Origin of the sequence: Pseudomonas protegens (genome assembly GCF_003732485.1) — a bacterium.
GTDB classification, from domain to species: Bacteria; Pseudomonadota; Gammaproteobacteria; order Pseudomonadales; family Pseudomonadaceae; genus Aquipseudomonas; species Aquipseudomonas protegens_B.
Window position 1 is genome coordinate 231,625 of the sequence record NZ_MOAK01000073.1, and the last position, 9,433, is coordinate 241,057.

9 protein-coding genes are annotated in these 9,433 nt (G+C 62.4%); 1 reads left to right on the forward strand and 8 read right to left on the reverse strand.

Features of this window, described 5'->3' with window-relative positions; all coding sequences use genetic code 11:
* The 8 genes from BLX41_RS35740 to gap all read right to left on the reverse strand — a co-directional run.
* Positions 1 to 1,265: methyl-accepting chemotaxis protein (locus BLX41_RS35740; protein ID WP_259745010.1), on the reverse strand; the 1,265-nt coding region annotated here is incomplete at its 3' end.
* A gap of 225 nt (positions 1,266 to 1,490) precedes the next feature.
* Positions 1,491 to 1,904 carry a YbaN family protein gene (locus BLX41_RS19245; RefSeq protein ID WP_123726164.1) on the reverse strand — a complete coding sequence of 138 codons (414 nt, stop codon included), beginning with the start codon at positions 1,902 to 1,904 and terminating at the stop codon, positions 1,491 to 1,493.
* Positions 1,905 to 2,021: 117 nt separating this feature from the next.
* Positions 2,022 to 2,630: a biliverdin-producing heme oxygenase gene (locus BLX41_RS19250; RefSeq protein ID WP_123726165.1), complete on the reverse strand. Its 609-nt coding sequence runs from the start codon at positions 2,628 to 2,630 to the stop codon at positions 2,022 to 2,024.
* A gap of 113 nt (positions 2,631 to 2,743) precedes the next feature.
* On the reverse strand, positions 2,744 to 5,362 hold the full coding sequence (locus BLX41_RS19255) for a TonB-dependent receptor (RefSeq protein ID WP_123726166.1): 2,619 nt from the start codon (positions 5,360 to 5,362) through the stop codon (positions 2,744 to 2,746).
* 119 nt (positions 5,363 to 5,481) lie between these two features.
* A complete protein-coding gene (locus BLX41_RS19260; RefSeq protein ID WP_123726167.1) occupies positions 5,482 to 6,453 on the reverse strand; it encodes a FecR family protein in 972 nt (323 codons plus the stop codon).
* 113 nt (positions 6,454 to 6,566) lie between these two features.
* The gene (locus tag BLX41_RS19265) at positions 6,567 to 7,085 is read right to left on the reverse strand and encodes an RNA polymerase sigma factor (RefSeq protein WP_123726168.1); all 519 of its coding nucleotides are present in this window, start codon (positions 7,083 to 7,085) and stop codon (positions 6,567 to 6,569) included.
* Positions 7,086 to 7,158: 73 nt separating this feature from the next.
* The gene (locus tag BLX41_RS19270) at positions 7,159 to 7,623 is read right to left on the reverse strand and encodes a methylglyoxal synthase (RefSeq protein WP_123726169.1); all 465 of its coding nucleotides are present in this window, start codon (positions 7,621 to 7,623) and stop codon (positions 7,159 to 7,161) included.
* 15 nt (positions 7,624 to 7,638) lie between these two features.
* Positions 7,639 to 8,643: a type I glyceraldehyde-3-phosphate dehydrogenase gene (gene gap / locus BLX41_RS19275; RefSeq protein ID WP_123726170.1), complete on the reverse strand. Its 1,005-nt coding sequence runs from the start codon at positions 8,641 to 8,643 to the stop codon at positions 7,639 to 7,641.
* A 223-nt stretch (positions 8,644 to 8,866) separates the two neighbouring features.
* Between gap and BLX41_RS35745 the strand changes: the two genes are divergently transcribed.
* Positions 8,867 to 9,433 (forward strand): dihydroxy-acid dehydratase domain-containing protein (locus BLX41_RS35745; protein WP_259745011.1); only part of this gene is annotated, 567 nt, incomplete at its 3' end.

Genomic DNA, 9,433 nt, shown 5'->3' on the forward strand with positions numbered 1-9,433 from the left:
ACCAGCTCGCCCAGCTCATCTTTCTTGCTGTAGTCCAGGCGCTGTGTCAGGTCGCCGTCGCCGCTGGCGATGGCCTTGAGCATCTGCGCCACGCTGTTGATCGGCCGGGTCACGCCGGAGGCGCTGAGCCAGATCAGCAGCAGGCCCAGCAGGCCGGCGCCGACCGCAACCAGCAGGGTTTTCAGGGTGCCGCTGGTCTGGGCTTGATCCAGCAGGGTCTGCAGCTTGACCGAGTCCGCCAGCAGCACCTGTTGTGGCAGGTCGATGGTCACGCCCCAGGCCTTGGCATCGGCAATCGGACTGAAGGGGTAGACCGCACGGATCAGGTCGCCTTGCTGCAGGACTTTCGCTTGGCTGCCGGCGAGCGTCGCGAGGATGTCCTTGCCCTGGGCGCCAAAGGTTTCATTGATGTTCTTGCCGACCTGGCCGGCATCGGCGCCGACAGCGGCCAGCAGCCCACTGCCGGCCAGGATCATCATGTGCCCGGCCCCGTCGAACAGGTCCCGTTGGGCCTCGACAGCAGCGGCTTGCAGGGAGTCCAGGGCGATGTCGACGCCAATCACGCCCAGCACCTTGCCGTCCACCAGCAGCGGCAGGGAGATGGTGGTCATCAGCACTTGCTTCTTGTCCTGGCCGATGGTGTCGGCATAGGGATCGAGCAGGCAGATGCGTCGGCTGTCCCGGGGGCAGGTGTACCAGATGTTGTAGGGCGTGCCGCTGAGGTTGAGGGTGGTCTTGGTCATGTCCTCCTCAGCCATCACGGTATTGAGTTGCTGGCCGCCGGCGCGACTCCAGTAGGTGGCGAAACGTCCGCGTTCGTTGGAGGCGCGGGTGGCGTCGTTGGCGAACTCGCTGTCCTTGCCGTCCAGGGCGTTGGGCTCGTAGGCGAGCCAGATGCCGAGCACCTTGGGGTTGCGCTCGAAGGCGGTTTTCAGGCTGCGGTTGAGTTCTTCGCGCAGGGCCGGGGCGTCCAGGCCGCGCTTGTTGGCCAGGTCTTGCAGGTCCCGGACCTGATCCGCCAGGGCGGTGATCACCAGCTGGCTTTCGCCGAAGGTCTTTTGAATGCGCGCGGCTTGTTCGGCTGCCTTGGCCTGCAGCAGATCCTCGACTCCGGCCGTGAGCATTTGCGTGCTGGACGTGTTGACCAGTTGGTTGTTCTGCTGGCTCTGATAGATGTTCATGCCGACGATCAGCGCCATCACGCCTAACAGGCACAGTCCGGACAACAGCACGATTTTCAGGCGGATGGAAAGAGAGTCGAACATGGGGCGATCTCGCGAAAGGACAGGTGGAAAGCACGGAATCGGCTGATTCCGGTCGCCAAGTCCATTCAGCGCCATGTCCGGAACATCGGCTTGGCCGGCTTTTGCGTGAGTTTTAGCCGACGAACGGTAGGGAGAGGGATTCGCCGCGTAGGTGCTGGCTTGCCAGCGAAGGGGGCCGTGAACTTGATGCAAATTCTCTGGGGGCTTTCGCCGGCAAGCCGGCTCCTACAGGGGCGGGGGGCAAGTTTGTGGCAAGGCTTCGGGGCGCGACCAGATCCACAGGTTGCCCAGGGTCATGCCGGCGATGGCGGCGTACATCGTCCAGTGATGGTTGAGCAGGGTCAGCATCAGGCCGGCGCACAGCAGCATGCTGAGGGTGGCGCTGACTTTGGCCTTGCGGCTGACAATCCGGCCGTTGCGCCAGTTGCTCAGGATCGGGCCGAACAGGCGATGGTTCTCCATCCAGGCGCTTAGCCGTGGCGAGCTCTTGGTGGCGGCCCAGGCAGCCAGCAGGATGAACTCGGTGGTGGGCAGGCCCGGTACGACGATGGCGATCAGGCCGATAGCCAGGCTGATGTAAGCCAGCGCGCCAAACAGCAGGCGGGATATTTTCGACGAGGAGGGGCGAGTGGGGGTCATGGCTTCGATGATGAGGTAACGCGCCGTACGGCTCAATCCGGGGAAGACGCCGGCCGACAAAATACCGCTGTGGGCAGGGCCGCGGTGGAAGCCGCCACCTTGCCCACAACTTCGGGGTCAGGCCGGTTGTGCAGCGCTGGAGTAAGCCTGTTCCAGCAGTACGGTGAAGCGGTTGAAGGCATCCAGGGCGCCTTTTTCCGCTGCAGCTTCTTCTTCGGCGGTGAACTCCAGGCCGTCGAGGATGCGGGTGAAGGTCTTCCAGCCTTCGGCACGGCCGCCGGCCGGTTCGCCCAGGTGACGGGCACCGAAGGTTTCGCTCAGGCCCAGGCCCACGGCGCGCTTGATCAGGAACGCGGCGCCGAGCTTGGAGCCTTCGGACACGAAGATCCAGCCCAGGGCTTCGGCCTGGCTCGGGTTGCTGACGGCACCGGCCACCGGTGCCGGAACTTCGGTTTCCAGGTCGGCCAGGTCGGCCTTGGCCGCTTCGGCGCGGCAGCGCTCGGCCAGGTCCGGGACGATCTTGTTCAGTTCGGCATCGTTGTACAGAGCCACCAGCTCAGACTGGAACAGGTACTGGGCCACCACGAAACGGGCGAATGCACCCTGGGTTTCGAAGGGCGCGTGGGCCTTGACCAGGGCATCGAGCTTGGAATGCGGCTCGTGGGTGATCTGGTTCAGACGTTGGGAGCGCAGGTGATGACGCTGGGAGGAATCCTGGGAGGTCATGCAGATGTCCTTGAGAATGAGAGGCACTTAGTGACTAGACGAACAAGAAGACGCGACACAGTAAAAAATCCTCACTGCCCCCGGATGAAAAAGGGCAGTGAGGCGGTTTGGCGTCAGATATCCCAGACCAGGTTGACCGAGAAGTTACGGCCGGGCTGGGTCAGGCGGTCGAGGTTGGCGGGTGCGGTCTGCCCGGCTTCACCGACACTGTCGTAGCCGCGCACGTCGTCCCAGTTCCAGTATTTCTTGTCGGTCAGGTTGTACAGGCCGGCGTTCACGGTCAGGTCGTCGGTGACCTTGTAGAAGCCGCTGAGGTCGAGGATGCCGTAGCCCGGTGTCTTGAACTGGCCGCTGGTGGTGCGGCCATCCGGGGCCTTGAAGGTGCTGTTGTCGACCCGGTCCTTGCGTTTGACCAGGGTCCAGCTCAGCAGCGCGCCATAGTTGTCCTGGTCGTAGCCGAGGCCAAACACGCCCTTGAGCGGGTTGACGCTGTTGATCGGTTCGCCGTTGTCATTGTTGCGACCGTAGGCGTAGGCCAGCGAGCCGATGCTGTACAGGCCCTGTGGTGCACCGAAGGCATCGAGGTTGAGACGGCCCCTGGCTTCGGCGCCCTTGATGGTGGCGTGTTTGATGTTGTTGCTCTGGATCACCGATTGCAGCGCGCCGGCAGTAATGGCGTCTTCGTTGATGAAGTCGCGGTACTGGTTGTAGAACACCGAGACATCGAAGGAGCCGGCGTCGAAATTGCCTCGCAGGCCGGTTTCGTAACCTTTGCTGGTTTCCGGCTTGAGGTTGGAGTTGGGCTCGACGATGTACCCGGTGGTGATGTTTTCAAAGCGGCCGTAGAGCGCCTTGGCCGACGGCGTGCGGAAGCCTTCGGAGTACTGGCCATAGGCCGTGTAGTGCTCGTCGAAGCTGTAGGTCAGGCCGAGCTTGGGCGAAACCCGATGCCAGGTCTTCTTGTCGTCGCTGACCGGAAAGTTGCCGGTGGGGTTGGCGACATTGAGGAACTCCTGCGTCAGTTTCGGCTTGAGCTGGGTGTAGTCGTAGCGCAGGCCAGGGGTGAAGGTCCAGGCGTTCCAGCTGATCTGGTCCTGGACGAACAGGCTGTAGGTGTTGATGGTCGGGTCCGGAAAGTCGCTGGACTTTTTCACGCTGTCACCGGCGGAAGGGCTCGGCGCGCCAACCGCGGTGCAGCCGGCACCGACGGTCAGGCAGCTGGCGGTGCCATAGCGCGAGCCTGTGACCTTCTGCTGCTTGAGAGTGGTGCCGTAGGTCAACTGGTGATCGGTTTCACCCAGGGCGAAGGCCTTGTCCAATTGGGCGTCGAACACCCATTGTTTTTCCTGGTACAGGGTTTTCCGCTCGCGCTGCACGTCACGGGCCACCGGGCTGAATATCGACACCGGGTTATAGCGTTCGGAGGTGGTCTGGTCGGTCTTGGCGATCTGGTAGTTCAGGCTCCATTTGATCCGATCGGCGATTGGCGACTCCAGGGCAAAGCTGTTTTCCAGGCCGAAGCGTTCGCGGGTGATGGTGTCGTTGCCGACGCGCGAGCGATACCAGTTCTGGCCAACGCCATTGAGGAACAGGCCGCCCACCGCACTTTTCTGGTTGGTGTCGCGGTCGTCCTTGTACTTCTCGTAGGTCAGGCCCAGGCGTGCGTCGTCCGCATAGTTCCAGCCGAGCTTGGCCAGCACGTTGGTGGTCCGGGCGTCTTCCGGGTTGGCGGCGGTGCGGTTGAGGCCGGTGCCGTTGTTGCTGCCATAGGACTCGGTCTCGTGGCCGTCACGCTGGCTCAGGTGCAACAGGCCGTCGAATTCGCCGACCCGCCCGGCGAAGGTGCCGGATTTCAGCCAGCTTTCGTCCGCCGAGCTGTAGCCGGTCTTCAGGCGCGCGCCAAAATCCTCGCCGGGCTTGATGATGTCGTCGGCGTCCAGAGTGTAGTAACTGACGGCGCCACCGATGGCGCTGCTGCCGTAGAGCACCGAGGCAGGACCGCGCAGGATTTCCACGCGCTTGACGATTTCCGGGTCGACGTAGTTACGGTTGGTCTTGGCATAAGGGCCGCTGAAGAAGTGATCCGGCACTTCCACGCCGTCCACCTGGGTGAGGATCCGGTCGCTGTCGATACCACGAATGTTGTAGCCGCTGATACCGGCACGCTGGCCTGCACCGCCGACTGAAACACCAGGCTCATAACGCACCAGTTCCTTGATTGTGTTGACGTTCTGCCGGTCGAGTTCTTCCCGGGTCTGCACACTCACGGTGCTGGGTACCGAGCTGATGTCCTGCTCCTGGCGGGTGGCGCTGATGGTCACTTGCTGCAGGTTCACCACGTTGGCGCCGCTGCGTTTCTCCAGGACGATGCTGTTGTTGCCCAGCTTGCGGTAGCTCAGGTTGGTGCCGCCGAGCAGCCGATCCAGGGCCTTTTCCGGCGGCAGCGAGCCGCGTACGCCGGGGGAGGCAACGCCGGCACCCAGCTCGGCGGGCAGGCCCACTTGCCAGCCGGTGACCGCGGTAAAGGCATTGAGCGCCGAGACCAGCGGTTGTTGGGCAATGGCGAAGTTGTAGTTGCCCATGCGCTGGCTGGAAGGCGCCGGGGCATCGGCGGCCATGACAGGAGTGGCGTGAGCGCCGGCCAGCAGGATCGCCGCGGTGAGCAGCGACAGGGTGCAGTTCTGCAGGCGGGTACAGGGAACAGAGGATCGGCTGTTGAGGCGAGGGGACATCGAGAGCGCTCCGGGTCGCACGAATCTTATAGGTGCAGATACGCATTCAAAATGCGAATCAGTTGCATTGGCTATAACGAGACGTATGACCCATGGCTATCGCGTAAAAATAATTATTCTCAGTTGAGAATCACCAACGCCGGAAACTCCGAGAGCTGCGCCGAGGTGATATGGGCCAGGGAGCGCAACACATCCAGGGGCTGGTCCAGGCGGTAGTTGCCGGTGACGGCAACATTCGCCAACTGCTCGTTGTTATTGACGATCCAGCCCGGGTAATAACGTCGCAGTTCCGCCAGCACCTGGTTGAGGGGGCAGTTCTCGAACACCAGGCGACCCTCGACCCAGGCCAGGTCCTTGCCGGCATCGAGCTTGGCCGGGTGCTCAAAACCCTGAGGGCCAACGCGTACGCTTTCACCGGCCTTCAGGCGAATGCGCTGGTCGGCATGGGTCGCCCGCAGGTCGATATCGCCGCGCTGCACCTGGACCTGGGCGACGCCGTCCAGATAGCGCACGGCAAAGGCGGTGTCGCCCACGCTGGCCTTGACCGGACCGGCGTCCAGCTCCAGGGGCAAGCCGAGCGTGGCCGGGATCTCGAAGAAGGCTTCGCCCTGGTACAGCCGGGCCACCCGCTGGTGAGCGTTGATCTCGCTGGAAAACGCCGAGTTGGTGTTGAGCAGCACCTTGGAGCCGTCTTCCAGTTGCAGGCGCTGGCGTTCACCGACCAGGGTCAGGTGGTCGGCCTGCAGGCGCAGGGGCAGGTTGCTGAAGCTGAACAGCCCAAGCACCAGCACCGCGGCGGTGGCCAGGGGCTTCCAGTGGGGGCGCAGGCGGGCCAGGCGTGAAACCTTCGGCACAGGGGCGGCCAGGGCCTGGGCACAGAGCGCCACTTGCGGTCCGTTCCAGATGGCCTGGGCTTTTTCGAAGGCCTGGGCATTGAGCGGTGAAGCCGCCAGCCACTGATGAAACTGGCGCACTTGTTCCTCGTTCGGATGTTCCAGCTCGATCAGCCATTCCAGCGCCTGATCCATGGCAAGGTTGCTTGAGTGCGGGCCGGCTGGAGTGGGCGGTTCGGCGCTGTGAAAATCCGTCACGGGTGTTCCTCGGCTGTGTCTGTGCACAGCTGTTTTTCAAGTAGAGAGCGAAAGCCGGCCAAGGTTAGCAAAGGCGCGGGACTGACGCAGTCATTCTGCTCAGCGGTTGAGACTCACTGACCGTCGAGACGTTCAGCGACGCCGATGCAGATGGCCATGATCAGTTTCAATTCCTTTTGCACCGTGCTCGGCGATACCCCGAGCTCATCGGCGATTTCCTGATAGCTGTGGCCGTGCAGGCGGCTGAGGATAAAGATCTGCTGCTGGCGCGGGCTGAGCTGGCCGAGGCTGAGGTTCAGGCGTTCGAGCAACTGTTCGGCGTGGGCCGCGTCTTCGGCGCTGCTGACGGGCGCGGCGACATTCTCCACCACCTCCGGTGGCACATCTTCCAGCAGGGTGCGGCCTTGTATGCGTCGGGCCCGCAGGTGGTCGAGCGCCAGATTGCGTGCGGTCTGGAATACGAAAGGCTCAAGGTGGGTGATCGTCCGCTCACTGAGGGCGCGGGTCACCCGCAGATAGGTTTCCTGCAGCAGGTCTTCGGCGGTGCTGTGGTTGTTGACCATCCGCTCCAGCGTTCGCAGCAGAGAAATTCGTTGAGTGAGGAAGACGTGGTTGAAGTGCGATTGACTCACAGCAAGGCCTGATCCATTTTTCCAGCAGATGATAATGATTGTCATCTACGTCGATGGTCAAGCCTTGTGTGATTTATCCCCGAGCGGCCAGGTACGCCTGGTAGTCGGGAATCCGGTGTTCATGGGCCTGGCTCATCAGTGGGCTGCTGAGCAGGTAGTCGGCGCTGCACTCGTTGCAGGCCACGGGAATGTTCCACACCGCCGCCACGCGCAGCAGGGCCTTGATGTCCGGGTCGTGAGGCTGGGGCTCGAAGGGGTCCCAGAAGAACACCAGCAGGTCGACCCGCTGCTCGGCGATCTGCGCGCCCAACTGCTGATCGCCGCCCAGAGGGCCGCTGATCATGCTTTCCACCGGCAGTCCCAGGCGTTTGCTCAGCAGCAGCCCGGTGGTGCCGGTGGCCACCAGTTCATGTTCGGCCAGCCGTGACTTCTGTCGCTCGGCCCAGTCCAGCAGAAAGACCTTGCAGTGGTCGTGAGCGACCAGGGCGATGCGCTTGCGCGCCGCCATGGTCTTTTGCGTGAAACTGATACCGATCATCGACGAATATCCGTTTTATTCCGCGTTGCACAGGGCCAGGCAGTTATCCAGCATGCGGTTGGAGAAGCCCCACTCGTTGTCGTACCAGGCCAGCACCTTGAGCAAGCGACCGCCGCTGACCTTGGTGTGGTTGGCGTCGAAGATCGACGACAGCGGGTTGTGATTGAAGTCGCTGGAGACCAGCGGCAGGGTGTTGTAACCGAGGATCTTCGAATGCTGGCTGGCACTCTTGAGCAGGGCGTTGACCTCTTCGGCCGTGGTGTCGCGCTTGAGGGTCACGGTCAGGTCCACCAGGGATACGTTGATCACCGGTACCCGCACGGCCATGCCGGTCAGCTTGCCCGCCAGCTCCGGCAGCACCAGGCCCACGGCTTCAGCGGCGCCGGTCTTGCTCGGGATCATGTTCTGGGTGGCCGAGCGGGCGCGGTAGGGATCGCTGTGATAGACGTCGGTGAGGTTCTGGTCGTTGGTGTAGGCGTGGATGGTGGTCATCAGGCCGTTGTCGATACCCAGCTCGCGATGCAGCACCTGGGCCACCGGCGCCAGGCAGTTGGTGGTGCACGAGGCGTTGGAGATGATCTGGTGCGACTGGCGCAGGATGTCGTGGTTGACCCCATAGACCACGGTCGCGTCGGCGCCTTTGGCCGGGGCCGAGATGATCACTTTGCGGGCGCCGGCAGTAAGATGGGCGGCAGCCTTGGCACGGTCGGTGAACAGGCCGGTGCATTCGAAGACCACGTCGATCTTTTCCGCGGCCCAGGGCAGTTCGGCCGGGTTGCGGATGGCGCTGACGGCGATGCGGTCACCGTTGACGGTCAAGCTTTCCTGGTCGTGCTGGACTTCGGCATCGAAAGTGCCGTGGACGGTGTCGTGTTTCAGCAGGTGGGCATTGATCGCGCTGTCTCCCAGATCGTTGATGGCGACGATCTGCAGATCCTGACGATAGCCTTGGGTATAGAGTGCGCGCAGGACGTTACGGCCAATACGGCCAAAACCATTGATTGCGATTCGAAGAGTCATGTGCAAACGCCTGTCGTTAAATTTGTTGTTGGAATTACAAGATTATTCGCATAGAAATAGAAAACAAGCCTTTTTAGTGGCAATATTTTGTCTTATCTACAACGAGTGACCTGAATCAACTGGTCCAAATGGTCAGGAAAGTCCTCCGCCGTCCCTGGTTGGCGACGTTTCTGATCAGCATAGACAAACAGGTCGCCACATCCGTTAGCCTGGAGTTCTACACATGCATCCCCGCGTTCTTGAGGTCACCGAACGGCTTATCGCCCGCAGTCGCGCCACTCGCCAGGCCTATCTCGCTTTGATCCGTGGTGCTGCCACTGACGGCCCGCAGCGGGGCAAGCTGCAGTGTGCGAACTTCGCCCACGGCGTGGCCGGTTGTGGCGCCGACGACAAACACAGCCTGCGGATGATGAACGCGGCCAACGTGGCAATTGTTTCGTCATATAACGACATGTTGTCGGCCCACCAGCCTTACGAGCATTTTCCCGAGCAGATCAAGAAAGCCCTGCGGGAGATCGGTTCGGTGGGCCAGTTCGCTGGCGGCACCCCGGCCATGTGCGATGGCGTGACCCAGGGCGAGGCCGGCATGGAACTGAGCCTGCCGAGCCGCGAGGTGATTGCGCTGTCCACGGCCGTAGCGCTGTCACACAACATGTTCGACGCGGCGCTGATGCTGGGGATCTGCGACAAGATCGTCCCGGGCCTGATGATGGGCGCCCTGCGCTTCGGTCATCTGCCGATGGTCTTCGTTCCGGGCGGACCGATGGTGTCGGGGATTTCCAACAAGCAG

What these genes read in the sequence shown, in the direction of transcription:
- BLX41_RS19245 (WP_123726164.1), bottom strand. Translation starts at nt 1,904, where the DNA reads ATGACCCCCACTCGCCCCTCCTCGTCGAAAATATCCCGCCTGCTGTTT.
- BLX41_RS19250 (WP_123726165.1), bottom strand. Translation starts at nt 2,630, where the DNA reads ATGACCTCCCAGGATTCCTCCCAGCGTCATCACCTGCGCTCCCAACGT.
- BLX41_RS19255 (WP_123726166.1), bottom strand. Translation starts at nt 5,362, where the DNA reads ATGTCCCCTCGCCTCAACAGCCGATCCTCTGTTCCCTGTACCCGCCTG.
- BLX41_RS19270 (WP_123726169.1), bottom strand. Translation starts at nt 7,623, where the DNA reads ATGATCGGTATCAGTTTCACGCAAAAGACCATGGCGGCGCGCAAGCGC.
- gap (WP_123726170.1), bottom strand. Translation starts at nt 8,643, where the DNA reads ATGACTCTTCGAATCGCAATCAATGGTTTTGGCCGTATTGGCCGTAAC.